Here is a 25324-nt window from a genome sequence, read left to right as displayed (position 1 = left end):
AACCCCTTAGAAATAACCCTGACGTTTCTTATCTTCCATCGAGCCTGCGCCATCGTGGTCGATGACCCGGCCCTGGCGCTCGGAAGTTCGCGTCAGGAGCATTTCCTGAATGATGTCCGTGAGGCTTTCGGCCTCGGACTCCACCGCGCCCGTCAACGGGTAGCAGCCAAGGGTACGGAAACGCACTTTCTTCTTGACGATGCGGGCTTTGTCTTCGTCGGACAGGTGCTCGAGGATGCGCTCGTCGTCGATCATGATCAGTGTGCCGTTCTTCTCGATCACTTCGCGCTCGGCGGCGAAATACAGCGGCACGATCGGGATGCCTTCGAGGTAGATGTACTGCCAGATGTCCAGTTCGGTCCAGTTCGACAGCGGGAATACACGAATGGATTCGCCCTTGTTGACCTTGCCGTTGTAGACGTTCCACAGCTCCGGGCGCTGGTTCTTCGGGTCCCAGCGGTGCTTGCTGTCGCGAAACGAGTAGACGCGCTCCTTGGCGCGGGACTTCTCTTCATCGCGACGGGCGCCGCCGAAAGCTGCGTCGAAACCATGCTTGTCGAGCGCCTGTTTCAGGCCCTCGGTCTTCATGATGTCGGTGTGCTTGGCGCTGCCGTGGGTGAACGGGTTGATATTCTGCGCCACACCGTCCGGGTTGATATGGGTGATCAAGTCCAGGCCAAGCTCTTCAACCATGCGGTCGCGGAACTTGTACATTTCCTGGAATTTCCAGCGGGTGTCGACGTGCATCACCGGAAACGGCAGCTTGCCGGGGAAAAACGCCTTGCGTGCCAGGTGCAGCATCACGGCGGAGTCTTTACCGATGGAGTACAGCATCACCGGGTTGTCGAACTCGGCGGCCACCTCGCGGATGATGTGGATGCTTTCCGCCTCCAGCTGTTTCAGATGCGTCAGTTTGTCGACCATGGCTACTCACGAAAACATTCTTATGAACGGCCAGCGGGCCGTGTTCGAGCGGGGAATCCTAGCACAGCGACCTCTTCTAATCAGGGCGCCGGCTAGATCGAAACAGCATATGGATATGCCTGCGGGTTCGGGCGCCGAAGGCGTCTCAAATGGGGTTCGGGCAGTCGATAAAGATGTGTTCCAGTGCAAAACGTCGCGCCAGATAGTCGCCCAATGCCTGGACGCCGTAGCGTTCGGTCGCATGGTGACCGGCGGCGATGAAGCTGATGCCGTTTTCCCGGGCGCTGTGAAAAGTCTGCTCGGACGCCTCGCCACTGAGGTACAGATCAACTCCGGCCAGCACTGCCTGATCGATATAGCCCTGCCCCCCGCCAGTGCACCAGCCGACGCGACGGATCATTTGCTCGCTTTCGACCAACAACGGCTCGCGGCCCATGACCTCTTGGACCTTGCGGGCGAAATCCCGCGGCGTCATCGGCTCGGACAAGGAGCCGACCAAGCCGACGATTTTCGGATTATCCGGATCCAGCGGCCCTTCGACGGTGATATCCAACTGCCGGGCCAGTTGCACGTTATTGCCGACCTCGGGGTGCAAATCGAGTGGCAAGTGATAGGCCAGCAGGCTGATATCGTGCTTGAGCAACGTCTTGAGGCGACGCTGCTTCATGCCGGTAATACACGGATTTTCGCCCTTCCAGAAATAACCATGATGCACCAGCACCAAGTCGGCATCGGCCTCCACGGCGGCGTCGAGCAAGGCCTGGCTGGCGGTCACGCCGCTGACGATGCGCATCACCTGGGGCGCGCCTTCGACTTGCAATCCATTGGGGCAGTAATCGGCAATTCGGCTGCTTGCCAGGTAACGGTCCGCTTCTTCAACCAGGGTGTTCAGGGCGACGGCCATCAAAAAGACTCCTAAATATCCCGTTCAGAGGCGCGCGCGGCCTCGTATAATGCGCGACATTATGGGCGGTCTCATCCCGCCTGCAACCATCGTAGGACGTGCTTAATGCTCAAGGCGCTGCGTTTTTCCGGCTGGCCGCTATTGGCCGGCGTGCTTGTCGCTCTATTGATTATCCAGCGCTACCCGGAATGGGTCGGGCTGCCAAGCCTGGACGTCAACCTGCAACAGGCGCCGCAAACCAAGGCGCCGCAGCAGGGGCCGGTGTCCTATGCCGACGCAGTCACCCTGGCCGCGCCGGCGGTGGTCAACCTCTACACCACCAAGGTCATCAACAAACCCAACCACCCGCTCTTCGAAGATCCGCAATTCCGGCGTTTTTTCGGCGACAACTCGCCCAAGCAGAAACGCATGGAGTCGAGCCTGGGTTCGGGTGTGATCATGAGTCCGGAAGGCTATATCCTGACCAACAACCATGTCACCAGCGGTGCCGACCAGATCGTCGTGGCGCTCAAGGATGGCCGTGAGACCCTGGCGCGGGTGATCGGCAGCGATCCGGAAACCGACCTCGCCGTGCTCAAGATCGATCTGAAAAACCTGCCGGCGATCACCATCGGCCGTTCCGACAGTATCCGCATCGGCGACGTGACCCTGGCGATCGGTAACCCGTTCGGCGTCGGCCAGACAGTGACCATGGGCATCATCAGCGCCACCGGCCGTAACCAGTTGGGCCTGAACAACTACGAAGACTTCATCCAGACCGACGCCGCGATCAACCCCGGCAACTCCGGCGGCGCACTGGTGGATGCCAACGGCAACCTCACCGGGATCAACACCGCGATTTTCTCCAAGTCCGGCGGCAGCCAGGGCATCGGCTTCGCCATTCCGGTGAAACTGGCGATGGAGGTGATGAAGTCGATCATCGAACACGGCCAGGTGATTCGTGGCTGGCTGGGTATCGAAGTGCAACCGCTGACCCAGGAACTGGCGGAGTCTTTCGGCTTGTCCGGGCGCCCCGGGATCGTAGTGGCAGGGATCTTCCGCGACGGCCCGGCGCAGAAGGCCGGCTTGCAGCTGGGCGATGTGATCCTGAGCATCGATGGCGAACCGGCGGGCGATGGCCGCCGCTCGATGAACCAAGTGGCGCGGATCAAGCCCACCGACAAGGTGACTGTCCAGGTGATGCGCAACGGCAAGGAGCTCAAGCTCACGGCTGAAATCGGCCTGCGTCCACCGCCGGCACCGGTGGCGCTCAAGGAAGAACAGTAAGCGCCCTCCCTCCTTTGACCTGAATCCCCTGTGGCGAGGGGATTTAGCGAAACGTCGCACCGCCCGTTGGGATTGCAAATCAGGAATAGCATAAATTCTCATTAGTAGTGTTATGTTGTTTCAATACTAAAATTGGAACAACATAACATGTCATCTTTAAAACGGATTTCCCTCGCCAGCCTGGCCCTGGGCCTGCTGGGCGATCCGGTCTTCGCCGAAGAAACCCAGCCCCTGGAGCTGGACGCCATCAACGTCACGTCCAATTACCAATCCCCCACTGGCCCCGTCTCGGGCTACCGCGCCACCCGTTCCGCCAGCGCGACCAAAACCGACACGGCCCTGCGCGACGTCCCGCAATCCATCAGCGTGATCCCCGCCAGCGTTCTCAAGGATCTGGGCAGCACCAGCGTCGAGCGAGCGTTGGAATATGCCGGCGGCGTATCGAAACAGAACAGCTTCGGCGGGCTGACGCTGTACGAATACAGCGTGCGCGGCTTCACCACTTCAGAATTCTACAAGGATGGCTTCAGCGCCAACCGCGGCTATCCCAGCACGCCGGACGCCGCCAATATCGAGCGCATCGAGGTGCTCAAGGGGCCTGCGGCCAGCCTCTATGGGCGAGGCGATCCCGGTGGCACGGTGAACATTGTCACCAAGAAACCCCAGCCCGAAGCCTTCACCACGTTGCAGACCAGCGCCGGCAGTTGGGATCGCTACCGCACCGCGTTGGACGTCAACACGCCACTGGACGCTGAAGGCAACCTCCTGTCGCGGGTCAACCTGGCGGTGGAGGACAACCACAGCTTCCGCGATCACGTCGACAGCAAGCGCGTCTTCGTGGCGCCCTCGATCAGTTGGCAACTGAGCCCCGACACCCGACTGCTGGTGGAAAGCGAAATCGTGCGCCACAGCTCGACTTTCGACCGTGGCATCGTCGCGCCAAACAATCGCTGGAGCGGCGTCTCCCGTTCGACCTTCCTGGGCGAACCCAACGACGGCGACATCGATAACCACAACAACATGCTTCAGGCCGCCCTTGAGCATCAGCTCAACGATGACTGGCAACTGCGCCTCGCCAGCCACTACAAGCAGGGCGAACTCTGGGGATTCGCCTCCGAAGCGCGCCCGCTGAACGCCGACGGCCACACCGTGAACCGCCGCTACCGCGAGCGCGACAACAACTGGCACGACAGCATTACCCAGCTGGAACTGCGTGGCCGATTCGACCTCGGGCCTTGGCAGCATGAGCTGCTGATCGGCACGGAATACGAGGACTACCGCAAGAACGAGCGTGTGACCACCATCGCTGGCGCTTACCCCATCGACATCTACAACCCGATCTACGGCCAGCCAAAACCCAACGGCGTGCGCTCCGGCACGGACTTCTTCGAGCATGTCAAAAGCCGGGCCCTGAACCTTCAGGACCAGATCATCTTCACCGACAAGCTGCGTGGCCTGCTTGGTGTGCGCTATGAGCATTTCGAGCAGAGCGTCGACAACCACGTCAACGACGTGACCAGCCGCCAGCGCCACGACGCCCTGACCCAGCGCGCCGGGTTGCTGTATCAACTGACGCCTGAAGTCGGGCTGTTCGCCAACGCCTCTACCTCGTTCAAGCCCAACAACGGCCTGGACGCCAACGACAAGACCTTCGACCCCGAGGAAGGTGTCGGCTATGAAATCGGGGTCAAGAGCGAGCTGTTCGATGACCGGTTGAGCGCCACCCTGGCGGCGTTCCACATAGAAAAGGAAAACGTCCTGACTCAGGTTGCCGGAACCGATTTCAGCCGCGCCGTGGGCGAGGCCCGCAGCCAGGGCATCGATTTGCAGATCACCGGCCAGGTGACCGACGCGGTGCGCATCATCGGCGCCTTCGCCTACATCGATGCCGAAGTGACCCAAGGTGACGAGGAAATTCCCACGGGCAGCCGGATCCTCGGTGTCGCCAAGCGCAGCGGCAGCCTGCTGGGCGTCTACGAATTCCAGGACGGGCATCTGCGCGGTTCGGACCTCGGTGCAGCGTTCACTTATGTCGGTGATCGCTCGGGCGAAGCCGGCAAGGATTTCGAACTGCCGGCCTACCACACCGTGGACCTGCTGGCCCATTACAAGGCCAGCGATAACGTCACCGTCGGCCTGAACCTGAACAACGTGTTCGACGAAAAGTACTACGAACGCTCCTACAGCAATTACTGGGTCACACCCGGCGACCCGCGCAACTTCACTGTCAGCCTCACCCTCGATCTGTAAAAGGAAGTCAGCATGAAATACCCCAAGACCTTCGCCCTGCTCGGCCTGTTTCTCGCCACCCAGGCCTCGGCCCATGGCCTGTGGACCGAACAACGCCGCGGCAACATTGAAGTGATCTACGGCCACGGCGCCGAAGACAATGCCTTCAAGGCGAAGAAAATCAGCGGCGCCTGGGCCTACGACCTGGGCGGCAAGATGATCCCCGTCACGGTGGAGCGTCTGCCGGACCACGCGCGCCTGCAACCGCTCAAGCCACCGGCCGTGCTGGCCGTCGCCCTGGACAACGGGATGTGGTCGCAGACGGCTGACAAAAAGTGGATCAACGAAGGCCGCAGCAAAGTGCCCGGCGCGATTGAGTCGACGCAGACGTTCAAATACAGCCTGGCGATCTATGAGCCGGGGGCGAAACTGCCGAAGCTGGATCCGATCAAGTTCGTGATCGTGCCGGAAGTCGACCCGCTGACCGTCGGCCCCGGCCAGTCACTGCCGGTGCGGGTGCTGCTCGATGGCAAACCGGCGGCTGGGGTGAAACTGGTGGGGGACTATCGCAGCGCGCCGAATACCGTGAGCACTGAGACCGATGCGCAAGGTCGGGCCAAAGTGCTGGTGCGCAATGAAGGTTTGAACGTGATCGCCGCGAGCATGGAAATCCCGCTCAAGGACAACAAGGACGTGGCGACGCGCGGCGTGTTCACCTCGCTGACATTCCTTGGCGAACCGCACCACGAATAGGACACCAAGAGCTGTGGGAGCAGATACGCTCCCACAGCGACCGCAGGTGTTTAGAGTTCGCCCAAGGCTTCGATCAGGGCCTGGTTCTGCTCCGGCGTACCGATGCTGATCCGCAGGAACTGCGCAATGCGCTCTTGCTTGAAGTGCCGAACAATCACGCCTTGCTCGCGCAATTTCGCCGCCAGCCCCGCCGCGTCGTGCCGGGGATGACGGGCGAAGATGAAGTTCGCCGACGACGGTAGCACTTCAAAACCCTTGGCTGCCAATTGCGCCACCACCCATTCACGGTGCTCGATGACCAACCGACAGGTCTGGTCAAAGTACTCACGGTCGTCGAACGCTGCCGCGCCGCCGACATTTGCCAGGCGATCCAGGGGATAGGAGTTGAAGCTGTTCTTGATTCGCTCCAGCGCTTCGATCAGCTCCGGATGGCCCACCGCCAGCCCCACCCGCAGCCCCGCCAGCGAACGAGACTTGGAAAGCGTCTGGGTGACCAGCAGGTTCGGATAACGATCCACCAGGCTGATGGCCGTCTCGCCGCCAAAGTCGATGTAGGCCTCGTCGACCACCACCACCGAATCCGGGTTCGCCTTGAGGATCTGCTCGATCGCTTCCAGCGCCAACAGGCAGCCGGTCGGCGCGTTGGGGTTGGGGAAAATGATCCCGCCATTGGGTTTGGTGTAGTCCGCCGGGTCGATCTGGAATTGTTCGTCCAGTGGCACCGCCTCGAACTTGATGCCGTAGAGCCCGCAATACACCGGATAAAAACTGTAGCTGATGTCCGGGAACAGTAGCGGCCCCTCGTGTTGCAGCAGGCCGTGGAAAATGTGCGCCAACACCTCGTCCGAGCCATTGCCCAGGAATACCTGGTTGGCCTGCACGCCGTAATAGCGGGCCACGGCATTCTTCAAGAGATCGCTGTTAGGGTCAGGGTACAGGCGCAGGTTGTCGTTCAACTCGGTCTGCATCGCCGCCAGGGCCTTGGGCGATGGGCCGTACGGATTCTCGTTGGTATTGAGCTTGACCAGGCGGGTCAACTTCGGCTGTTCGCCCGGCACGTAGGGCACCAGGTTCTTGACGAACGGGCTCCAGAATTTACTCATTTCAGTTCCCCTGCCCTTCAGTGGATGGCTCGTCAAGAATGCGGTACTCGGCGCTACGGGCATGGGCGCTCAGGGATTCGCCGCGGGCCAGCACGGAAGCGGTCTTGCCCAGCTCGGACGCGCCCTGCTCCGAGCAAAAAATGATCGACGAGCGCTTCTGGAAGTCGTAAACCCCCAGCGGCGACGAAAAGCGTGCGGTGCCGGAGGTCGGCAGCACGTGGTTGGGGCCGGCGCAATAGTCGCCCAGCGCCTCGGACGTGTGACGGCCCATGAAGATCGCACCGGCATGGCGGATCTTCGGCAGCCAGGCCTGCGGGTCGGCGACCGACAATTCCAGGTGTTCCGGCGCAATGCGGTTGGCGACCTCGATGGCCTGCTCCATGTCCTCGACCTTGATCAGCGCTCCACGCCCATTGATCGAGGTGTTGATGATCTCGGCGCGATCCATGGTCGGCAGCAGCTTGTCGATGCTGGCAGCGACCTTGTCGAGGAACTCGGCGTCCGGGCTGACCAGGATCGCCTGGGCATCTTCGTCATGCTCCGCCTGGGAAAACAGGTCCATGGCAATCCAGTCCGGATCGGTCTGGCCGTCGCACACCACGAGGATTTCCGAAGGGCCGGCGATCATGTCTATACCCACTTGGCCAAACACGTGGCGCTTGGCGGTGGCGACATAGATATTGCCCGGCCCGACCACTTTGTCGACCCTCGGCACGCTTTCGGTGCCATAGGCCAACGCAGCCACGGCTTGGGCACCACCGATGGTGAACACCCGGTCGACGCCGGCAATGCAGGCGGCGGCCAACACCAGTTCGTTGATTTCACCGCGCGGGGTCGGTACGACCATGACCACCTCGGTCACTCCGGCAACCTTGGCCGGGATGGCGTTCATCAATACCGAGGACGGATAGGAAGCCTTGCCGCCCGGGACGTAAAGCCCCGCACGGTCCAGCGGCGTGACCTTCTGGCCCAGCACCGTGCCGTCGGCTTCGGTGTAGCTCCAGGAGTCCTGTTTCTGCCTTTCGTGGTAGCTGCGCACCCGGGACGCGGCTTTTTCCAAGGCCTCGCGCTGAGGCACGGTGATCCGAGTCAGTGCCAGCTCCAGACGCTCGCGCGGCAGGATCAGGTCGGCCATCGAGGCGACTTGCAAGCCGTCGAACTTCTGCGTGAACTCCACCAACGCGGCATCGCCACGCTCGCGAACGGCCTTGATGATGCCCAGCACCCGCTCATTGACCGAGTCGTCAGACACACTCTCCCAGCTCAGCAGATGATCCAGATGATGAGCGAAATCCGGGTCGGCAGCGTTGAGTCGGCGAATCGAAGTGGGAGCGGTCATAGCGAGGGCCTCATTAATGGCAAATGCTCAGGCGCCCTAAGCTACCAGTCCATTCGCGTGGGCACCTGAGAAAATTGGCTATGACGCGGATAGACGGGCGCGACGCTAAGGTCGCGCAGGTGAATCAGCCGCGGTGTCGCGATTCCACTGCCTTGCGCAGGGTATCGATCAAAGCCTGGATACGGGCGTGCTGCATTTTCATCGAAGCCTTGTTGACGATCAGCCGGGAGGTGACGTCCGCGATGAAATCCTGGGGCTCCAGGCCATTGGCCCGCAAGGTATTGCCGGTGTCGACGACGTCGATGATCTTGTCCGCCAGGCCGATCAGCGGCGCCAGCTCCATCGAACCGTACAACTTGATGATATCGACCTGACGGCCCTGCTCGGCGTAGTAACGCTTGGCAATGTTGACGAACTTGGTCGCCACCCGCAGGCGCCCCTTGGGCTCAGGTGCGCCGACTTTACCGGCGGTCATCAGCTTGCAGCGAGCGATCTGCAGGTCCAGCGGCTCGTACAAGCCCTGGCCACCGTATTCCATCAACACGTCCTTACCGGCCACCCCAAGATCAGCGGCGCCATGTTCAACGTAGGTTGGCACATCGGTGGCGCGCACGATCAGCAAGCGCACATCGGCCTGGGTCGTGGGGATGATCAGCTTGCGGCTCTTGTCCGGATTCTCGGTCGGCACGATGCCCGCTTCAGCCAGAAGCGGCAGGGTGTCGTCGAGGATACGGCCCTTGGACAGTGCGATGGTCAACATGGGAAGCGTCAGTCCTTATCAAGGTACTCATGCCCGGTCGCAAGCGGCGCCGGACACACATCGAGGGTGCAAACACCCTCGACTGAAACGAAATCAACGGCACATCCTTGTGCCCATGCAGCCGGAACTAGCCCGGTACGCGACGGATCTTGGCGCCGAGCATCTGCAGTTTCTCTTCGATGCACTCGTAGCCACGGTCAATGTGGTAGATGCGGTCGATGAGGGTATCGCCTTCGGCCACCAGGGCCGAGATCACCAGGCTGGCCGAGGCCCGCAGGTCGGTGGCCATGACTGGCGCGCCCTTGAGCTTCTCGGTCCCGGTGACGATGGCGGTGTTGCCTTCGACCTGAATCTTGGCGCCCATGCGGTGCAACTCATAGACGTGCATGAAGCGGTTTTCGAAGATCGTCTCGATCACCGCACCGGTGCCTTCGGCAATGGCGTTGAGGGAGATGAACTGCGCCTGCATGTCGGTCGGGAACGCCGGATAAGGCGCGGTCCGCACGTTGACGGCTTTAGGCCGCTTGCCGTGCATGTTCACTTCGATCCAGTCTTCGCCGCAGGTGACTTCGGCACCGGCTTCCTTGAGTTTTTCGAGGACGGCTTCGAGAATGGTCGGATCAGTGTCCTTGACCTTGACGCGGCCACCGGTGACAGCAGCGGCCACCAGGTAGGTACCGGTTTCGATCCGGTCCGGCATCACTTTGTAGGTGGCCGAATGCAGGCGCTCGACGCCATCGATAGTGATGGTATCAGTGCCGGCGCCAGTGATCTTGGCCCCCATGGCGATCAGGAAGTTCGCCAGGTCGACGACTTCCGGCTCACGGGCGGCGTTTTGCAGCACGCTGCGGCCCTTGGCCAAGGCGGCGGCCATCATGATGTTTTCGGTACCGGTCACGCTAACGGTGTCGAAGAAAAAATTCGCCCCGCGCAGGCCGCCTTCAGGGGCCTTGGCCTTGATGTAGCCGCCCTCGACATCGATGATCGCGCCCATGGCTTCCAGGCCACGGATATGCAGGTCCACCGGACGCGAACCGATGGCGCAACCGCCAGGCAACGCGACTTCGGCTTCACCGAAACGAGCGACCATCGGGCCCAGCACCAGGATCGACGCACGCATGGTCTTCACCAGTTCGTACGGGGCGATCAGGGTCTTGATGGTACGCGGGTCGATTTCGACGCTGAGCTTCTCGTCGATCACCGGCTCGATGCCCATGCGCCCGAACAGCTCGATCATCGTGGTGATGTCGTGCAGGTGCGGCAGGTTGGCCACGGTCACGGGACCGTCGCACAGCAGGGTCGCGGCCAGGATCGGCAGGGCGGAGTTCTTTGCCCCGGAAATACGGATTTCGCCATCAAGACGAACGCCGCCGGTAATAATCAGTTTATCCATAAGAATCTCGAGGCCCTTGGGCTCAGGTGCGCTCGGCCCAGGCCGCGCTGCTGAAAAATTTCATCGTGACCGCGTGGATGCTGCCATCGGCGATCCATGGGTTCAAATGGGCATAGATGCTCTGCTGACGCTTCACTGGGCTCAACGCCGCCAGTTCATCGCTGATTACATTCAGCTGGAAGTTGCAGCCTTCGCCTTCAACTTCCACCTGCGTACCAGGCAGCTTTCCTTCAAGGAAGCTCTTCACTTCTACAGCCTGCATGCTCAACCTCAATCGGCGCCCTGTGCGCACGGGTCGCACATCATACAAAAAAGCCCCGCGCCTGCGAACCCCGCGAAGCAGGACTCTGACAGAGGGGCCTTTCCAACAATGTGGGTCAGGGGTGCGCCAACAGCTCGGTCAGCTCGCTGACCTGGGCTATTTCGCGCATGTCTTCGGGCATCCCACGGATGCTCCACGTTTTGCCGGCTTCCTTGGCGTCTCGCATGAAGCACAGCAGCAGCGACAGGCCGACGCTGCTGGACTTCTGCACGCCTGAGCAATCGATCACCAACTCGGCGGTCTTGGCGGACTTGATCAGCGCCTGGCCCTGCTTGCGCAAGCCCGGGCCGGTACGGTAATCCAGCACGCCGCTGAGCAGCAGCTCGCCGGACTCGCCCAGGCGCACGGCTGACTCACTCACCGACTCGTTCATTGTTGCTGCTTCTCTTGGGCATCTTCGGCAACTTCCTTTGCCTTGGCGACCTCACCGGCCCAACCATTGATGGTCTTTTCCAGGTCATTACCATTGCGCTGCATCGCATCGGCGAATTGATCGCGGAACAGCTTGCCGATGTTGATGCCATTAATGATCACGTTACGTACCTTCCACTCGCCATTGATCTTCTCGAGTGTGTAGGACACAGGGTAGACGGCGCCGTTGTTGCCCTTGACCGTCATGCCGACGCTGGTGCGTTCGCCTGACTCATCCTTGGCCGGGTCGACGGTGATGCCCTGATTGTTGTACTCAAGCAAGGCGTTGCCATAGAACTGGAACAGGCTGCGCTTGAAGTTTTCCTGGAAGCGGGTCATCTGCGCAGGCGTAGCCTTGCGCGAGTACTTGACGGTCATGATGCTCTTGGAAATGCCGTCAGCGTCCACAACCGGCCCGACAATCCGGTTCAAGGACTCATAGAACGCGCTCGGGTCCTGCTTGTACTTTTCCTTGTTGGCCGAAAGATCCGCCAACAACTGGTCAGTCGTCGTCTTGATGATGTCGTGCGCCGAAGGCGCCGCCACGGCATTGCCCATCAGCGGCAGTGCCGCCAACAGGACCAGCAGGCTGCGTCGTAGGATAGAGATCATTCAAAAGCTCCTCATTTGGCGTCTTTGCTAACGGTATTGAGCAGGAATTTACCGATCAGGTCCTCAAGCACCAGCGACGACTGCGTATCGTGGATGGTCCCGCCGTCCTTGAGCAGGGAATCTTCCCCGCCCACGCTGATACCGATGTATTTCTCGCCCAGCAGCCCAGCCGTGAGGATAGATGCAGTGGAGTCGGTCGGCAGATTATCCACGCGTTTTTCCAACTGCAGCGTTACCCGGCCAGTGAAACTGTCGCGGTCCAGATCGATTGCCGTGACCTTGCCGATGGTCACACCGGCCATGGTCACCTTGGCTCTGACCGTCAAACCGGCGATATTGTCAAAATAAGCATAAAGTTTATAAGTATCGGTGCTCGCGGTCGGCGCCAGTCCACTGACCCGCAGGGCCAGCAGCAGCAAAGCCAGGATGCCAGCCAGCAAGAAAAGGCCGACACCGATTTCCAGGGTGCGGTTTTGCATCAGAAATCTCCAAACATCAAGGCGGTCAGAATAAAGTCAAGGCCCAGGACGGCCAACGAGGCGTAGACCACGGTCTTGGTTGTGGCACGGCTGATCCCCTCTGACGTGGGCTCACAGTCATAACCTTGAAACACGGCAATCCAGGTCACCACGAAAGCGAATACGGCACTCTTGATCACACCGTTGAGCACATCGTCGAGAAAATCGACGCTGTTCTGCATGTTGGCCCAATAGGAGCCTTCATAGACCCCCAGCCAATCGACGGCCACCCATGAGCCGCCCCAGATCCCCACGACGCTGAAGATCATCGCCAGCACCGGCAGGGAAATGAAGCCGGCCCACAGGCGCGGGGCAATAATGTACTTGAGCGGGTCGACGCCAATCATTTCCAGGCTGGACAACTGCTCGGTGGACTTCATGTTACCGATTTCGGCCGTCAGCGCCGAACCGGCACGCCCGGCGAACAGCAACGCCGTCACCACCGGCCCGAGTTCCCGCAGCAATGTCAGCGCAACCATCTGCCCGACCGCCTGCTCCGACCCGTAGCTGGACAATATGCTGAAGCCCTGGAGTGCCAGCACCATGCCGATGAAGATCCCGGAGACCACGATGATCACGAGGGACATCACCCCCACCGAATGCAGCTGCTTGACCAACAGGCCAAAACCACCACCGGTCGAACTGCGCCCCAGCAAGGCATGCATGAGGAACAGCGAGGAACGCCCCAGCACCGCCACTACGTCGATACCTGAGCGGCCGAACAGGCGGACTCTTTCTATTAATGATGTCTTGCGCATCAGCGCTTCCCCAGCAGATCGGTACGGTAATCCGTGGCCGGAAAATGGAACGCCACCGGGCCGTCCGGATCACCTTTCATGAATTGGCGAATGCGCGGATTGTCCGAATCCAGCAACTCCTGGGGCGTGCCCTGCCCCAGCACCTGACCATCGCCTACAACATAGATGTAGTCGGCGATGCTCGCGGTTTCGGCCAGGTCATGGGAGACCACGATACTGGTGATGCCCAACGCATCGTTGAGCAGGCGGATCAGGCGCACGAGCACGCCCATGGCAATGGGGTCCTGCCCAACGAAGGGTTCGTCGTACATCAGGATTTTCGGGTCGAGGGCGATCGCCCGGGCCAAGGCCACCCGCCGCTTCATGCCGCCAGACAACTCGTCCGGCATCAGTTCCAGGGCACCCCGCAGCCCGACGGCCTGCAATTTGAGCAGGACGATGTCGCGAATCATCTCTTCCGGCAGCTCCGTATGGACCCGCAGGGGAAACGCCACGTTCTCGAATACATCAAGGTCAGTGAACAGGGCACCGCTCTGGAACAGCACGCCCATATGCTTGCGCGCATCGAACAGGTCGCCGCGCGATAACTGCGGAAGGTTCTGGCCGTTGACCCAGACTTCGCCGGCGCTGGGGCGCAGTTGTGCGCCCATCAGCCGCAGCAGCGTGGTCTTTCCGCAGCCGGAAGGACCCATGATGCCGGTCACCTTGCCGCGCGGGATACGAATATCGATGTCATTGAAAATGCTGCGCGTCCCTCGCTTGAAGGACAGTCCCTTCAGCTCGACCGCGTAGGCGTTGTCGGCACTCATCTAAACTCCTTGCGATGCAGCCTCATATTCGAATGCCCCGGCCAGCCGACAAACGCCGGCACCACCGGGCACACGAACCGGCGGCGAACTATATCACTGCAACCGCCAGGCGCCCAAGGCCAACCCCTTGCCCGTTAAGCCAGACCAGAGATAAAACGCCACATTTTATGTCCGACCTTACAACCGTTCGAATAAAGCATGACGAACTAACGTGAGGGAATCGTTCATTGTCGCTATAATCGCCGCCTTTTCATCGGGCTATACGATTCTGACATGAGCCAATCCAGCGACCTGATTCAATCGGCACAACGTACCATCCGCCTCGAGCTCGAAGCCGTGCAAGGCTTGCTGCCTCATATCGACGCTGATTTCGTACGCGCCTGCGAGATGATTCTGGCCAGCAAGGGGCGCGTGGTCGTGGTCGGCATGGGCAAGTCCGGGCATATCGGCAACAAGATCGCCGCCACCCTGGCCAGCACTGGCACCACGGCATTTTTCGTCCACCCGGCCGAAGCCAGTCACGGCGACATGGGCATGATCACCCGGGACGATGTCATCCTGGCCCTGTCCAACTCCGGCTCGACCAATGAAATCCTCACGTTGCTGCCATTGATCAAGCGCCTGGGCATCCAGATGATCAGCATCACTGGCAATCCGGACTCTCCCTTGGCCAAGGCCGCCGAAGTGAACCTCAACGTTCATGTCGAACACGAAGCCTGCCCGCTGAACCTGGCCCCGACCTCATCCACCACCGCAGCCCTGGTCATGGGCGATGCCCTGGCCGTGGCGCTGCTGGAAGCCAGGGGCTTCACCGCCGAGGACTTCGCTTTTTCCCACCCCGGTGGCGCTTTGGGCCGTCGCCTGTTGCTGAAAGTCGAAAACGTGATGCACGCCGGCGAGGAGTTGCCGCAAGTACAACGCGGCACGCTGCTCAAGGACGCGCTCATGGAGATGACCCGCAAGGGGCTGGGCATGACGGTGATCCTCGAAGCCGACGGCAAGCTCGCCGGGATCTTCACGGACGGCGACCTGCGCCGTACCCTCGATCGCGCCATCGATATCCGCAATGCGACCATCGACGAAGTCATGACCCTTCACGGCAAGACCGCTCGCGCCGACATGCTCGCCGCCGAAGCCCTGAAAATCATGGAAGACCACAGGATCAACGCACTGGTGGTCGTGGACGACGAGGACCGCCCGGTTGGCGCCTTCAATCTGTCCGACCTGCTGCGTGCTGGAGTAATGTAATGACGACCGACCTGCTGCTACGGGGCAAGAATATCAAGCTCGCCGTGTTCGACGTTGACGGCGTGCTCACCGATGGCCGCCTGTACTTCCTTGAAGACGGCAGCGAATTCAAGACTTTCAATACACTCGACGGCCAAGGCATCAAGATGCTGATGGCGACTGGCGTGCAGACCGCTATCATCAGTGGTCGCAAGACCCCGGTGGTCGAGCGGCGGGCGAAGAACCTCGGTATCGCGCATCTTTATCAGGGCCGCGAAGACAAACTGGTGGTACTGGACGAACTCCTTGGCCAACTCAATCTAAGCTATGAACAGGTCGCCTACCTCGGTGACGACCTGCCTGACCTGCCGGTGATCCGCCGGGTCGGCCTGGGCATGGCCGTGGCCAACGCCGCCGCCTTCGTACGCGAGCACGCCCATGGGGTTACCACGGCGAGGGGCGGCGAAGGCGCGGCCCGTGAATTCTGTGAACTGATCCTGCGTGCCCAGGGCAACCTCGAAGCGGCCCACGCCGCATACCTGTGAGCCATTTATGCTAAGCAAGAAGATTCGCACCATCCTGGTGTTCGGCTGTATCGCAGCGATTTTCGCGGCGGTCGGCTACTGGAACATCAGCCCGGAACGCTTCCTTGACCAGCCGGCGGCCAAGGTCGAGGAAAATATCGACTGGTACGCAACCAATACGCATACGCTGCAATACCTGCCCGACGGCAAGCTGCAGTACGAAATGACCTCCGACAAGGTCGATCACGTAAAGGCCAGCGATATCACGCTGGTCACCAAACCGGACCTGAACATGTTCCGGGGCACTGAATTTCCGTGGCACGTCCAGAGCGAGCGCGCCGAGGTCAATCCCGGTGGCACCGAAGTCGAGCTGATCGACTCGGTACGCATCGCCCGAACCGATGAAAAGAACCGTACGACCATCATTACCAGCAGCCGCATGACGGTCTTTCCGCAGCGAGAATATGCGCAGACCGAGCAACCCGTTAGAATCGACGGCGCCGGCGGCGTGTCGACTGGCGTAGGAATGAAGGCGTATTTGAAGGAAAGCAGGATACACCTGCTATCGAAAGTAAGAGGACAGTATGAAGCTCGCTAAAACCCTCCCTATTTTGCTCAGTCTGGGCGCAGCACTGGGAAGCGCGAGCGCCTGGGCCCTCCCCAACGACCGCGACCAGCCTATCCGCATCCAGGCCGACGACGCGCAACTGGACGACAAGAACGGTGTCGCCACCTATAAAGGTGACGTGATCATCACCCAGGGCTCGATGAAGGTGACCGGCAATACCGTGACCATCACCCGCACCCAGTCCGGCGACATCGACGTGGTGACCTCGGTGGGTAACCTGGCCTACTTCGAACAGCTGCAAACCGCAGGCGACACCAAGCCGGTGCAAGGCTACGGGGTGACCATCCAGTATCACGCATCCCAGGATCGCGTCGTGCTGATCGACCGCGCCAAGGTCATCGACAAGGACAACAACGTGACCCAAGGCGAGAAAATCGTCTACGACACCAACAAGAAACTGGCCAGCGCCGGTCGCGCCACTGGCAGCAAGGTCACCGAATCGCGTCCGCGCATCGACATGGTGATCCAGCCGAAAAAGAAAACCGACGAGCAGAAGGCCCAGTAATGGCAACTCTGAAAGCCCAGCACTTGGCCAAGAGCTACAAGAGCCGCCAGGTCGTGCGCGATGTCAGCCTGTCCATCGACAGCGGCCAGATCGTCGGCCTGCTCGGCCCCAACGGCGCGGGCAAGACGACCTGCTTCTACATGATCGTGGGCCTGGTCCAGGCCGACCAGGGTCGCGTCCTGATCGATGACCTGGACGTCAGCCACCAGCCGATGCATGGCCGGGCAAAAGCCGGTATCGGCTACCTGCCCCAGGAAGCGTCGATCTTTCGCAAGCTGTCGGTGGCCGACAACATCATGGCAATCCTCGAGACCCGCAAGGAGCTCGACAAGGCCGGCCGTCGCCAGGAACTGGAAAGCCTGCTGCAAGAGTTCCACATCAGTCACATTCGCGACAACCTGGGCATGAGCCTGTCCGGTGGCGAACGCCGCCGTGTGGAAATCGCCCGCGCCCTGGCCACCGCGCCGAAATTCATCCTGCTCGACGAACCGTTCGCTGGCGTGGACCCGATTTCCGTGGGCGACATCAAGCAGATCATCCACCACCTCAAGGCCAAGGGGATCGGCGTATTGATCACCGACCACAACGTGCGCGAGACCCTGGATATCTGCGAAACCGCCTATATCGTCAATGACGGCCAGTTGATTGCCGAAGGCGACTCCGCCACCATCCTGGCCAACGAACTGGTCAAGGAAGTGTATCTGGGCCATGAATTCCGCCTTTAAGCACTATGTGCCTGGCGAATGCCCGAGCGGCGCCGGCGCTTCAATGCCGACGTCGCGGGGACGCGTTCAATTAATTGAGAGCGCCCCCTAGGCAAACACTTCAGTTTCAGGCATATAATTTGCTTAAGTTTGGCGCTCCGGCGCCCTGTAGTGGATGGCGCATGTGCGCCGGCGAATAAGGTGTTAAGCCCCTGCCATGAAACCATCGCTAGTCTTGAGAATGGGCCAGCAGCTGACGATGACACCGCAGCTGCAACAGGCCATCCGCCTGCTCCAATTGTCGACCCTGGACCTGCAACAGGAAATCCAGGAGGCGCTGGAGTCCAATCCGATGCTCGAACGCCAGGAAGAAGGCGAAGACTTCGACAATACCGATCCGCTGGCCGATAGCGTCGAGCAGAAAACTCCCGCCGAAATCCCGGAACCGTCCTACCAGGAAGCCGCCCCGACGGTGGACAACCTCGAGGACGGTGAATGGAACGAGCGTATTCCCAACGAGTTGCCCGTGGATACGGCCTGGGACGACGTGTACCAGACCAGCGCCAGCAGCCTGCCGAGCGGCGATGACGACGAGTGGGATTTCACCACCCGCACCTCCGCCGGCGAGAGCCTGCAAAGTCATCTGCTGTGGCAACTGAACCTGGCGCCGATGTCCGATACCGATCGCCTGATCGCCGTGACGTTGATCGATTGCATCAACAACCAGGGCTACCTGGACGAGACCCTCGAAGAAATCCTGGAAGCCTTCGACCCCGAGCTCGACATCGAGCTGGACGAGATCGAAGCCGTCCTCCATCGCATCCAGCAGTTCGAACCCGCCGGCATCGGTGCTCGCAACCTGGGTGAGTGCCTGTTGCTGCAACTGCGCCAGCTGCCTGCCAAGACCCCGTGGCTGGCCGAAGCCAAACGGTTGGTGACGGATTTCATCGACCTGCTGGGCGGCCGCGACTATAGCCAACTGATGCGTCGCATGAAGCTCAAGGAAGATGAGCTGCGCCAGGTCATCGAGCTGGTACAAAGCCTCAATCCGCGCCCTGGCTCGCAGATCGAATCCACCGAACCCGAATACGTGGTACCTGACGTGATCGTGCGCAAGCACAACGACCGCTGGCTGGTGGAACTGAACCAGGAATCGGTGCCCAAGCTGCGAGTCAACGCCCAATACGCCGGTTTCGTGAAGCGCGCCGACACCAGCGCCGACAACACCTTCATGCGCAACCAGTTGCAGGAAGCGCGCTGGTTCATCAAGAGCCTGCAAAGCCGCAACGAAACCCTGATGAAAGTTGCCACCCAGATCGTCGAGCATCAGCGCGGCTTCCTGGAGTACGGCGACGAAGCGATGAAACCGTTGGTCCTGCACGACATCGCCGAGGCGGTGGGCATGCATGAGTCGACGATTTCCCGGGTGACTACCCAGAAATTCATGCATACCCCACGGGGCATCTATGAATTGAAATACTTTTTCTCCAGCCACGTCAGCACCTCCGAAGGCGGCGAATGCTCGTCCACGGCCATCCGCGCGATCATCAAAAAATTGGTCGCGGCGGAAAATCAGAAAAAGCCGTTGAGTGACAGCAAGATCGCTGGTTTACTGGAGGCACAAGGCATTCAGGTGGCCCGCCGTACCGTCGCCAAATACCGTGAATCCCTCGGGATCGCGCCTTCGAGCGAACGCAAGCGGTTGATGTAACAGGCCACGCCACAGCGTTCCAGTGGCAGGTATTTCTGCCTGCCGCTTTATGCACTGGCAACGAAGGAGAAGCTGTATGCAAGTCAACATCAGTGGACACCAACTGGAAGTGACCGAACCCCTGCGCACCTACATCGGCGAGAAACTCGACCGATTGGAAAGGCATTTCGACAAGATCACCAACGTGCAGGTCACGATGAACGTCGAGAAGCTGCTGCAGAAAATCGAAGCCACGCTGCATATTCCCGGCGGAGAAGTGGTTGCCAACGCAGAGCATTCAGACATGTATGCCGCGATTGACCTGCTGACTGACAAGCTGGATCGCCAACTCAAAAAGCATAAGGAAAAGACCCAGAGCCTCCTCCAGGGCGCAACCGGTCGTTAACCCCCCCAATCCATGATCCGACTAGAAACCATCCTGACCCCCGGCCGTTCCCAAGTGAACGCGCCGGGCGGCAGCAAAAAGAAAGCCCTCGAACAAATTGCCAACCTGATCCACCGCGAGGTACCGGATCTGGAAATGCAAGACGTCTTCGAGGCATTGGTCGCCCGTGAAAAACTCGGCTCCACCGGTTTTGGCAACGGCATCGCCATTCCTCACTGTCGCCTCAAGGGCTGCTCCGCGCCAATCAGCGCGTTGTTGCACTTGGAAGCGCCTATCGATTTCGACGCCATCGACGGCGCCCCGGTCGACCTGCTGTTCGTATTGCTGGTCCCGGAAGCGGCGACCGATGCGCACCTGGAGCTGCTGCGCCAGATCGCCAGCATGCTGGACCGCAAGGAAGTACGCGAAAAACTGCGCAGCGCCCCGAGCAACGAAGCCTTGTATCAGGTAGTCCTGGACGAGCAGAACGGCCATTAAACATGCGCATGATCATCGTCAGCGGCCGCTCCGGCTCCGGTAAAAGCACGGCCCTCAACGTGCTTGAGGACAGCGGCTACTATTGCATCGACAATTTGCCAGCAGGCCTTCTTCCAGAATTGGCCGAGCGAGCGCTGATCCACACCGAGCTGGCGCAACCACTGGTCGCTGTGTCCATTGATGCCCGCAACCTGCCCAGCCATTTGTCGCGATTCCCCGAATTGCTCGAAGAAGTGCGCAGCCGGCATATCCAATGCGATGTGCTCTACCTGGACGCCGACGAGGAGACGCTGCTCAAACGCTTCTCTGAAACCCGTCGACGCCATCCGCTGAGCAACGCCAGCCGCTCCCTGGCGGAAGCCATCCATGACGAAAGCCAGCTGCTCGGCCCGATCGCCGACTTGGCGGACCTGAAGGTCAACACCACCAACCTGAACCTGTATCAGCTGCGTGACACCATCAAGCTGCGCCTGCTGAACCAGCCGGAGCCGGGCACGGCTTTCCTCGTGGAGTCGTTCGGCTTCAAGCGTGGCATGCCGGTTGATGCCGACCTGGTGTTCGATGTCCGGTGCCTGCCCAATCCCTACTGGAAGCCGGAACTGCGCGAACAGTCCGGGCTCGACCAGCCGGTAATCGATTACCTGGCGGCCCAACCGGATGTCGAGGAAATGTACCAGGACATTTCTGGCTACCTGCTGAAATGGCTGCCCCGTTTCGCCGCCAGCAACCGCGCCTACGTCACGATCGCGATCGGCTGTACCGGTGGGCATCACCGCTCCGTCTACCTGACCGAGCGCCTGGGTCAGCTCTTGCAACAATCCCTGAAGAACGTCCAGGTTCGCCACCGCGACCTCAGCTAAAGGATTCACATCGCGATGCCTGCTCGGGAAATTGAAATCATCAACAAGCTGGGCCTGCATGCCCGTGCCTCGGCCAAATTCGTGGGTGTGGCGGGCAAGTTTCCTGATACCACGATCCGGGTCGGGCGGACGCCTGAATCAACGGTCGACGGCAAGAGCATCATGGCGATGATGATGCTTGCAGCGGGCAAAGGCACCAAGATCCACCTGAACACGGAAGGTGAACAGGCTCAGGAAGCGATGGATGCACTGGTGGGACTCATCAATAACTACTTTGATGAAGGCGAATAGCCGCCCCTCGCCCAAACACGACCTTTACGGGGAGCGTCACGCCAACGCCGTATCCATCACCATCATCAAGCAAAACCCCACCAGCAGCCCCAGGCTCGCCAGCTTCTCGTGACCATTACGGCGCGATTCAGGGATGACTTCATGGGTGACAACCAGCAACATCGCGCCTGCGGCCAACGCCAATCCCAGGGGCAGCAGCGCCTCGGCCAGGCTGACCAGCCAGGCGCACAGCAGCGCGAACACCGGCTCGACCAGCCCTGACGCGGCGCCGATCAAAAATGCTCTGGCCCGGGACATCCCGGCGGCGGCCAGTACCAGCGCGATGACCAGCCCTTCCGGCACGTCCTGCAAGGCGATGCCCATCGCCAGGCTATCGGCATCCGGCATGCCGCCGCCCGCCGAGACACCGACGGCCATGCCTTCGGGAATGTTATGGGCGATGATTGCGAATACGAACAGCCAGATTCGCGGCGCAATGATCGGATGGCCCGGCGTTACCAACAGCTTTTCGGGGCTGGCAGATACCTTGCGGTCCACCAGATACAACCCGAACGCCCCGAGCAAAATGCCGAAACTGATGAAACCGCTGGCTGCCCACGGCGTGAATCCCAGCTGCTCGGCCGCGGCAATGCCGGGCACGATCAACGAAAACGCTGTGGCAGCGAGCATCACCCCGGCGCCGAAACCCAGCAGCGAATCGCTCACAGCTTGGGGCATGCGCCGGATCACCAGCACCGGCACGGCACCCAACGCGGTGCCCAGAGCGCAAAGCCCGCCGCCCTGCAATGCACGCAGCAGTTTCGGCTCCAGGTCCAGCCAGGCCAATCCCTGGACCGCCAATAATGCCATTCCGGCTAATACCAACAACGATCCCAAGGCGTAGCGGAACATCCGCCCGCCGCCTACCGCCAGCGCTTCAGTGTCCATAGTCAGCCTTGGATTGTTTCAGGAAGGACTCAAGCAAGCGCAGCCTCGTAACGTCGTGCGACTTCCGGCCAATTGATCACGTTATAGAAGGCGTTGATGTATTCGGGACGACGGTTCTGGTACAGCAGGTAATAAGCATGTTCCCAGACATCCAGGCCAAGGATGGGCGTATTCCCGCTCATCAACGGACTGTCCTGGTTGCCACTGCTTTCCACCACCAGGGTCTTTTGCGGGGTCACGCTCAACCAGGCCCAACCGCTGCCGAAACGGGTCAGCGCAGCCTTGGTGAAAGCCTCCTTGAAGCGCTCGATGCCGCCCAGTTGGGCCTCGATCGCCGTCGCGAGCGCCCCGTTCGGCTGACCGCCACCGCGGGGCGTCATCACGTCCCAGAACAGTGAATGGTTGGCATGGCCACCGCCCTGATTGACCACCGCGGCGCGCAGGTTCTGCGGCAATTGTCCAACGCTGGCCACCAGTTTCTCGATAGGCCAATCGGCATATTCGGTGCCATCTACGGCCGCGTTGAGGTTATTGATGTAGGTCTGGTGGTGCTTGGTGTAGTGGATCTCCATGGTTTGCGCATCGATGTGCGGTTCCAGGGCATCGTAGGCGTAAGGCAAAGCGGGCAAGGTAAAAGCCATGTTCAATGAACTCCGTGATGAAGAGTGGCGTTGCGCTGACGAGGTGCGGCGGCATTGCAGTGCAACAGGCGCTGGGTGCGTGGGTATTCGCCGTGATCGCTGATGAAATTCAGCAGTTCGACATAGGTCTTGTGGCTTTGGCGCATCGCGGCTTCACGCAACGCCGGCGCCATGCGTTCGTCCTGCATGGTCTGCAGCAGGCGCTGGTGGATGGCGCATAGGTACTCGGCGCTCTCCTCCGGCTGGTTCAAGCGCAGGTGCAAGTCCGCAAGGTTGTGATGGGACACGACGCAGGCCGCCACGGCCTCATCAGCGTCAGCCCAGCGCTCGAACAACACCTGCGCCAAGGCCAAGGCTTGCAGGTAGGCTTCGCGGGCGTCCACCAGCTCGCCTTGCATGAAACAGCGATTGGCCCGCTCGATCGTACGTTTCCAGTGTTCCATGATGAGTCCTCCACACAGGTGTCGGGGTTACACGCCGCCGGCGGTGAGCTTCTCCGGGTCCAGCAGGACTTCCAGCTCGCTGCGAGTCAGATCGGTGTGTTCCAGCGCGACATCGATGACCGGACGACCTTGCTGATACGCCTGCTTGGCGATTTCAGCGGCCTTCTGGTAACCGATGATCGGGTTCAGTGCCGTGACCAGGATCGGATTGCGCGACAGCGCCTCCTTGAGCCTGGCTTCGTTGACCTTGAACGTAGCGATGGCCTTATCCGCCAGCAAACGGCTGGAAGTGGACATCAGGGCCATACTGCTCAGCAGATTCTGGGCAATGATCGGCAGCATCACATTGAGTTCGAAATTGCCTGATTGACCGGCGAGGGTGATCACCGTGTCGTTGCCGATCACCTGGGCCGCGACCATTGCGGTGGCTTCGGGGATGACCGGATTGACCTTGCCAGGCATGATCGAGGAGCCCGGCTGCAAGCCCTCGAGTTCGATTTCCCCCAAGCCTGCCAGCGGCCCGGAGTTCATCCAGCGCAGGTCATTGGCGATTTTCATCAACGACACCGCCGTGGTCTTCAATTGCCCGGAAACCGCCACGGCGGTGTCCTGGGAACCGATCAACGCGAACAGGTTTTCGCCCGGAGTGAATTGCACTTGGGTCAGTTGCGTCAGTTGTTGGCTGAACAGCTCGGCAAACCGCGGGTGGGCATTGATCCCAGTCCCGACCGCCGTACCACCTTGGGCCAGCGATTGCAGGCTCGGCTGCAAATCTCGCAGATGGCCGATATTGGCCTTGAGCTGCTGCGCCCAACCGTCGAGCACTTGGCTCAGGCGCACCGGCATCGCGTCCATGAGGTGGGTGCGACCGGTCTTGATGAACGGATGGACCTCCAGGGCCTTGCGCTCGATCACCTGCACCAGATGCTCCAACGCCGGCAGCAACTGCTCGTGCAATGCCAGGGAAGCACTGACGTGAATGCTGGTGGGAATGATGTCGTTGCTGCTCTGGCCGCAGTTCACATGGTCATTCGGATTGACCGTCTCCCCCAGCAGACGACTGGCCAGGGTGGCGATCACTTCGTTGGCGTTCATGTTGGAGCTGGTGCCGGACCCGGTCTGGAAAATATCCACCGGAAAATGCGTCATGAAATCGCCTTCGAGCAGGCCTTGGGCCGCATCGACGATGGCCTTGCCTTGGGCCGCACTGATTTGCTCCAACTCCACATTAGCCCGGGCGGCGGCAGCTTTCGCCAGAATCAGGGCACGAATGAATTGCGCCGGCATGCGTTGGCCACTGATGGGGAAATTGTCCACGGCGCGCTGGGTCTGTGCGCCGTAGAGCGCAGCCGCCGGGACTTGGAGCTCGCCCATGCTGTCACGTTCGATACGGGTATTACTCATCGGGAAATCCTTGCTCCAGTTCAATAAGGGAAATCGACGGCGCCAGCGCGCACGTCGCCAGCGCCCAGGCATGACTCTGCCAGCGCTGGAGGCGACAGCGGCAAAGCGACTGCCGCTCCAGATCGCGCAAAGGGCGCCAGGCTTGATCGAGACAGAGGTTGCGCCAATGCCAGGGCAGTGCGACATCCGAGGCGGTGTCGAGCAACAGCCGGAAGGCGGTTTCAGAAATCATCCACGAGGAAGTGGCCGTGCAGCACGCCAGATAGCGCCCTTCGGCCAGGTAATGATCGATCAGCCGCGGCTCGTCCGGGCTCATCGCGCAACGGATCTGGCGGCTCATCCAGCGCCAGCTTTCAAGGTAGGGTTGTTCGTGCAGGGCGAAACTCATGACCGGGGCTCACTCGGCTAATGAGATTCATTATTAGATGATAATAAGAAGCAACACAACCGTAGCACGATACAAATTCATCGTGGCGAGGGAGCTTGCTCCCGCTCG

Annotated in this window: 30 protein-coding genes; 13 read left to right on the top strand and 17 right to left on the bottom strand. The window is 60.6% G+C overall.

The features are described from left to right. Positions 1-6: 6 nt before the first annotated feature. The gene (gene cysD / locus HU762_RS14560; protein WP_030139871.1) at positions 7-924 is read right to left on the bottom strand and encodes a sulfate adenylyltransferase subunit CysD; all 918 of its coding nucleotides are present in this window, start codon (positions 922-924) and stop codon (positions 7-9) included. A 145-nt stretch (positions 925-1069) separates the two neighbouring features. Further along, the gene (locus HU762_RS14555) at positions 1070-1828 is read right to left on the bottom strand and encodes a Nif3-like dinuclear metal center hexameric protein (RefSeq protein WP_186638085.1); all 759 of its coding nucleotides are present in this window, start codon (positions 1826-1828) and stop codon (positions 1070-1072) included. Between the two features lie 105 nt (positions 1829-1933). Between HU762_RS14555 and algW the strand changes: the two genes are divergently transcribed. The 3 genes from algW to HU762_RS14540 all read left to right on the top strand — a co-directional run bounded on the left by algW (position 1934) and on the right by HU762_RS14540 (position 6076). Continuing rightward, the gene (gene algW / locus HU762_RS14550) at positions 1934-3094 is read left to right on the top strand and encodes a Do family serine endopeptidase AlgW (RefSeq protein ID WP_186638075.1); all 1161 of its coding nucleotides are present in this window, start codon (positions 1934-1936) and stop codon (positions 3092-3094) included. Between the two features lie 147 nt (positions 3095-3241). Further along, positions 3242-5344, top strand: coding sequence for a TonB-dependent siderophore receptor (locus HU762_RS14545; protein ID WP_186638067.1), 2103 nt, complete (start codon positions 3242-3244; stop codon positions 5342-5344). 12 nt (positions 5345-5356) lie between these two features. Then, on the top strand, positions 5357-6076 hold the full coding sequence (locus HU762_RS14540; RefSeq protein ID WP_186638065.1) for a DUF4198 domain-containing protein: 720 nt from the start codon (positions 5357-5359) through the stop codon (positions 6074-6076). 50 nt (positions 6077-6126) lie between these two features. On the opposite strand, the gene hisC is transcribed toward HU762_RS14540, so the two are convergent. From hisC to HU762_RS14490, 10 genes are all read right to left on the bottom strand, one after another. Beyond that, the gene (gene hisC, locus HU762_RS14535) at positions 6127-7179 is read right to left on the bottom strand and encodes a histidinol-phosphate transaminase (protein ID WP_186638063.1); all 1053 of its coding nucleotides are present in this window, start codon (positions 7177-7179) and stop codon (positions 6127-6129) included. Position 7180: 1 nt separating this feature from the next. Next, positions 7181-8518, bottom strand: coding sequence for a histidinol dehydrogenase (hisD, locus tag HU762_RS14530; RefSeq protein WP_186638061.1), 1338 nt, complete (start codon positions 8516-8518; stop codon positions 7181-7183). A gap of 124 nt (positions 8519-8642) precedes the next feature. After that, positions 8643-9278 (bottom strand): ATP phosphoribosyltransferase, encoded by a 636-nt coding sequence (gene hisG, locus HU762_RS14525; RefSeq protein ID WP_053178222.1) that lies wholly within the window; start codon positions 9276-9278, stop codon positions 8643-8645. A 127-nt stretch (positions 9279-9405) separates the two neighbouring features. After that, the gene (murA, locus tag HU762_RS14520; protein WP_186613432.1) at positions 9406-10671 is read right to left on the bottom strand and encodes a UDP-N-acetylglucosamine 1-carboxyvinyltransferase; all 1266 of its coding nucleotides are present in this window, start codon (positions 10669-10671) and stop codon (positions 9406-9408) included. Between the two features lie 22 nt (positions 10672-10693). Continuing rightward, positions 10694-10933, bottom strand: coding sequence for a BolA family protein (locus HU762_RS14515; protein ID WP_007953556.1), 240 nt, complete (start codon positions 10931-10933; stop codon positions 10694-10696). A gap of 115 nt (positions 10934-11048) precedes the next feature. Next, positions 11049-11354 carry an STAS domain-containing protein gene (locus tag HU762_RS14510; RefSeq protein WP_186638059.1) on the bottom strand — a complete coding sequence of 102 codons (306 nt, stop codon included), beginning with the start codon at positions 11352-11354 and terminating at the stop codon, positions 11049-11051. A gap of 8 nt (positions 11355-11362) precedes the next feature. Then, positions 11363-12016, bottom strand: coding sequence for an ABC transporter substrate-binding protein (locus HU762_RS14505; RefSeq protein WP_186613431.1), 654 nt, complete (start codon positions 12014-12016; stop codon positions 11363-11365). A gap of 11 nt (positions 12017-12027) precedes the next feature. After that, positions 12028-12495: an outer membrane lipid asymmetry maintenance protein MlaD gene (mlaD, locus tag HU762_RS14500; RefSeq protein ID WP_186613429.1), complete on the bottom strand. Its 468-nt coding sequence runs from the start codon at positions 12493-12495 to the stop codon at positions 12028-12030. After that, positions 12495-13292, bottom strand: coding sequence for a lipid asymmetry maintenance ABC transporter permease subunit MlaE (mlaE, locus tag HU762_RS14495; RefSeq protein WP_186638057.1), 798 nt, complete (start codon positions 13290-13292; stop codon positions 12495-12497). Before mlaE ends, mlaD begins: the two co-directional genes overlap by 1 nt. Beyond that, positions 13292-14101: an ATP-binding cassette domain-containing protein gene (locus HU762_RS14490; RefSeq protein WP_186613426.1), complete on the bottom strand. Its 810-nt coding sequence runs from the start codon at positions 14099-14101 to the stop codon at positions 13292-13294. Before HU762_RS14490 ends, mlaE begins: the two co-directional genes overlap by 1 nt. A 273-nt stretch (positions 14102-14374) precedes the next feature. On the opposite strand from HU762_RS14490, the gene HU762_RS14485 reads away from it, so the two are divergent. The 10 genes from HU762_RS14485 to HU762_RS14440 all read left to right on the top strand — a co-directional run bounded on the left by HU762_RS14485 (position 14375) and on the right by HU762_RS14440 (position 21413). After that, on the top strand, positions 14375-15349 hold the full coding sequence (locus tag HU762_RS14485) for a KpsF/GutQ family sugar-phosphate isomerase (protein ID WP_186638055.1): 975 nt from the start codon (positions 14375-14377) through the stop codon (positions 15347-15349). Next, complete coding sequence (locus HU762_RS14480) at positions 15349-15873, top strand: HAD family hydrolase (RefSeq protein ID WP_186638053.1); 525 nt, start codon at positions 15349-15351, stop codon at positions 15871-15873. Before HU762_RS14485 ends, HU762_RS14480 begins: the two co-directional genes overlap by 1 nt. Before the next feature lie 7 nt (positions 15874-15880). Further along, positions 15881-16450, top strand: coding sequence for an LPS export ABC transporter periplasmic protein LptC (lptC, locus tag HU762_RS14475; protein ID WP_186613420.1), 570 nt, complete (start codon positions 15881-15883; stop codon positions 16448-16450). Next, entirely contained in the window at positions 16437-16985 is a 549-nt protein-coding gene (lptA, locus tag HU762_RS14470) for a lipopolysaccharide transport periplasmic protein LptA (protein WP_186638051.1), read from the top strand. Before lptC ends, lptA begins: the two co-directional genes overlap by 14 nt. Continuing rightward, positions 16985-17710, top strand: coding sequence for an LPS export ABC transporter ATP-binding protein (gene lptB / locus HU762_RS14465; RefSeq protein ID WP_047228667.1), 726 nt, complete (start codon positions 16985-16987; stop codon positions 17708-17710). Before lptA ends, lptB begins: the two co-directional genes overlap by 1 nt. A 196-nt stretch (positions 17711-17906) precedes the next feature. After that, the gene (locus tag HU762_RS14460; RefSeq protein ID WP_186638042.1) at positions 17907-19400 is read left to right on the top strand and encodes an RNA polymerase factor sigma-54; all 1494 of its coding nucleotides are present in this window, start codon (positions 17907-17909) and stop codon (positions 19398-19400) included. Positions 19401-19476: 76 nt separating this feature from the next. Next, on the top strand, positions 19477-19785 hold the full coding sequence (gene raiA, locus HU762_RS14455) for a ribosome-associated translation inhibitor RaiA (RefSeq protein WP_039592236.1): 309 nt from the start codon (positions 19477-19479) through the stop codon (positions 19783-19785). A 12-nt stretch (positions 19786-19797) separates the two neighbouring features. Continuing rightward, the gene (gene ptsN, locus HU762_RS14450) at positions 19798-20262 is read left to right on the top strand and encodes a PTS IIA-like nitrogen regulatory protein PtsN (RefSeq protein WP_186638040.1); all 465 of its coding nucleotides are present in this window, start codon (positions 19798-19800) and stop codon (positions 20260-20262) included. A 2-nt stretch (positions 20263-20264) separates the two neighbouring features. Further along, positions 20265-21122, top strand: coding sequence for an RNase adapter RapZ (gene rapZ, locus HU762_RS14445; RefSeq protein ID WP_186638038.1), 858 nt, complete (start codon positions 20265-20267; stop codon positions 21120-21122). A gap of 15 nt (positions 21123-21137) precedes the next feature. Next, positions 21138-21413: an HPr family phosphocarrier protein gene (locus tag HU762_RS14440; RefSeq protein ID WP_186638036.1), complete on the top strand. Its 276-nt coding sequence runs from the start codon at positions 21138-21140 to the stop codon at positions 21411-21413. A gap of 36 nt (positions 21414-21449) precedes the next feature. On the opposite strand, the gene HU762_RS14435 is transcribed toward HU762_RS14440, so the two are convergent. Genes HU762_RS14435 through HU762_RS14415 form a run of 5 tightly spaced genes read right to left on the bottom strand, consistent with a single transcriptional unit; the run spans position 21450 to position 25216 of the window. Beyond that, a complete protein-coding gene (locus HU762_RS14435) occupies positions 21450-22340 on the bottom strand; it encodes a ZIP family metal transporter (protein ID WP_186638033.1) in 891 nt (296 codons plus the stop codon). Positions 22341-22369: 29 nt separating this feature from the next. Continuing rightward, positions 22370-22981 carry a superoxide dismutase gene (locus tag HU762_RS14430; protein ID WP_186638030.1) on the bottom strand — a complete coding sequence of 204 codons (612 nt, stop codon included), beginning with the start codon at positions 22979-22981 and terminating at the stop codon, positions 22370-22372. Between the two features lie 2 nt (positions 22982-22983). Beyond that, positions 22984-23424 (bottom strand): hypothetical protein, encoded by a 441-nt coding sequence (locus HU762_RS14425; RefSeq protein ID WP_186638027.1) that lies wholly within the window; start codon positions 23422-23424, stop codon positions 22984-22986. Positions 23425-23451: 27 nt separating this feature from the next. Further along, positions 23452-24828 carry a class II fumarate hydratase gene (locus HU762_RS14420; RefSeq protein WP_186638024.1) on the bottom strand — a complete coding sequence of 459 codons (1377 nt, stop codon included), beginning with the start codon at positions 24826-24828 and terminating at the stop codon, positions 23452-23454. Next, positions 24821-25216, bottom strand: coding sequence for a FagA protein (locus HU762_RS14415; RefSeq protein ID WP_186638021.1), 396 nt, complete (start codon positions 25214-25216; stop codon positions 24821-24823). Before HU762_RS14415 ends, HU762_RS14420 begins: the two co-directional genes overlap by 8 nt. Positions 25217-25324 lie beyond the last annotated feature (108 nt).

The organism is Pseudomonas sp. SWRI92 (assembly GCF_014268685.1).
GTDB classification, from domain to species: Bacteria; Pseudomonadota; Gammaproteobacteria; order Pseudomonadales; family Pseudomonadaceae; genus Aquipseudomonas; species Aquipseudomonas marvdashtae.
The sequence above is the reverse complement of the archived record's forward strand: the minus strand, read 5'-3'. Positions and strand labels throughout refer to the sequence as shown.

Coding starts and splice junctions, on each gene's coding strand:
- cysD (WP_030139871.1), bottom strand. CDS start 924: ATGGTCGACAAACTGACGCATCTGAAACAGCTGGAGGCGGAAAGCATC.
- HU762_RS14555 (WP_186638085.1), bottom strand. CDS start 1,828: ATGGCCGTCGCCCTGAACACCCTGGTTGAAGAAGCGGACCGTTACCTG.
- algW (WP_186638075.1), top strand. CDS start 1,934: ATGCTCAAGGCGCTGCGTTTTTCCGGCTGGCCGCTATTGGCCGGCGTG.
- HU762_RS14545 (WP_186638067.1), top strand. CDS start 3,242: ATGTCATCTTTAAAACGGATTTCCCTCGCCAGCCTGGCCCTGGGCCTG.
- HU762_RS14540 (WP_186638065.1), top strand. CDS start 5,357: ATGAAATACCCCAAGACCTTCGCCCTGCTCGGCCTGTTTCTCGCCACC.
- hisC (WP_186638063.1), bottom strand. CDS start 7,179: ATGAGTAAATTCTGGAGCCCGTTCGTCAAGAACCTGGTGCCCTACGTG.
- hisD (WP_186638061.1), bottom strand. CDS start 8,518: ATGACCGCTCCCACTTCGATTCGCCGACTCAACGCTGCCGACCCGGAT.
- hisG (WP_053178222.1), bottom strand. CDS start 9,278: ATGTTGACCATCGCACTGTCCAAGGGCCGTATCCTCGACGACACCCTG.
- murA (WP_186613432.1), bottom strand. CDS start 10,671: ATGGATAAACTGATTATTACCGGCGGCGTTCGTCTTGATGGCGAAATC.
- HU762_RS14515 (WP_007953556.1), bottom strand. CDS start 10,933: ATGCAGGCTGTAGAAGTGAAGAGCTTCCTTGAAGGAAAGCTGCCTGGT.
- HU762_RS14505 (WP_186613431.1), bottom strand. CDS start 12,016: ATGATCTCTATCCTACGACGCAGCCTGCTGGTCCTGTTGGCGGCACTG.
- mlaD (WP_186613429.1), bottom strand. CDS start 12,495: ATGCAAAACCGCACCCTGGAAATCGGTGTCGGCCTTTTCTTGCTGGCT.
- mlaE (WP_186638057.1), bottom strand. CDS start 13,292: ATGCGCAAGACATCATTAATAGAAAGAGTCCGCCTGTTCGGCCGCTCA.
- HU762_RS14490 (WP_186613426.1), bottom strand. CDS start 14,101: ATGAGTGCCGACAACGCCTACGCGGTCGAGCTGAAGGGACTGTCCTTC.
- HU762_RS14485 (WP_186638055.1), top strand. CDS start 14,375: ATGAGCCAATCCAGCGACCTGATTCAATCGGCACAACGTACCATCCGC.
- HU762_RS14480 (WP_186638053.1), top strand. CDS start 15,349: ATGACGACCGACCTGCTGCTACGGGGCAAGAATATCAAGCTCGCCGTG.
- lptC (WP_186613420.1), top strand. CDS start 15,881: ATGCTAAGCAAGAAGATTCGCACCATCCTGGTGTTCGGCTGTATCGCA.
- lptA (WP_186638051.1), top strand. CDS start 16,437: ATGAAGCTCGCTAAAACCCTCCCTATTTTGCTCAGTCTGGGCGCAGCA.
- lptB (WP_047228667.1), top strand. CDS start 16,985: ATGGCAACTCTGAAAGCCCAGCACTTGGCCAAGAGCTACAAGAGCCGC.
- HU762_RS14460 (WP_186638042.1), top strand. CDS start 17,907: ATGAAACCATCGCTAGTCTTGAGAATGGGCCAGCAGCTGACGATGACA.
- raiA (WP_039592236.1), top strand. CDS start 19,477: ATGCAAGTCAACATCAGTGGACACCAACTGGAAGTGACCGAACCCCTG.
- ptsN (WP_186638040.1), top strand. CDS start 19,798: ATGATCCGACTAGAAACCATCCTGACCCCCGGCCGTTCCCAAGTGAAC.
- rapZ (WP_186638038.1), top strand. CDS start 20,265: ATGCGCATGATCATCGTCAGCGGCCGCTCCGGCTCCGGTAAAAGCACG.
- HU762_RS14440 (WP_186638036.1), top strand. CDS start 21,138: ATGCCTGCTCGGGAAATTGAAATCATCAACAAGCTGGGCCTGCATGCC.
- HU762_RS14435 (WP_186638033.1), bottom strand. CDS start 22,340: ATGGACACTGAAGCGCTGGCGGTAGGCGGCGGGCGGATGTTCCGCTAC.
- HU762_RS14430 (WP_186638030.1), bottom strand. CDS start 22,981: ATGGCTTTTACCTTGCCCGCTTTGCCTTACGCCTACGATGCCCTGGAA.
- HU762_RS14425 (WP_186638027.1), bottom strand. CDS start 23,424: ATGGAACACTGGAAACGTACGATCGAGCGGGCCAATCGCTGTTTCATG.
- HU762_RS14420 (WP_186638024.1), bottom strand. CDS start 24,828: ATGAGTAATACCCGTATCGAACGTGACAGCATGGGCGAGCTCCAAGTC.
- HU762_RS14415 (WP_186638021.1), bottom strand. CDS start 25,216: ATGAGTTTCGCCCTGCACGAACAACCCTACCTTGAAAGCTGGCGCTGG.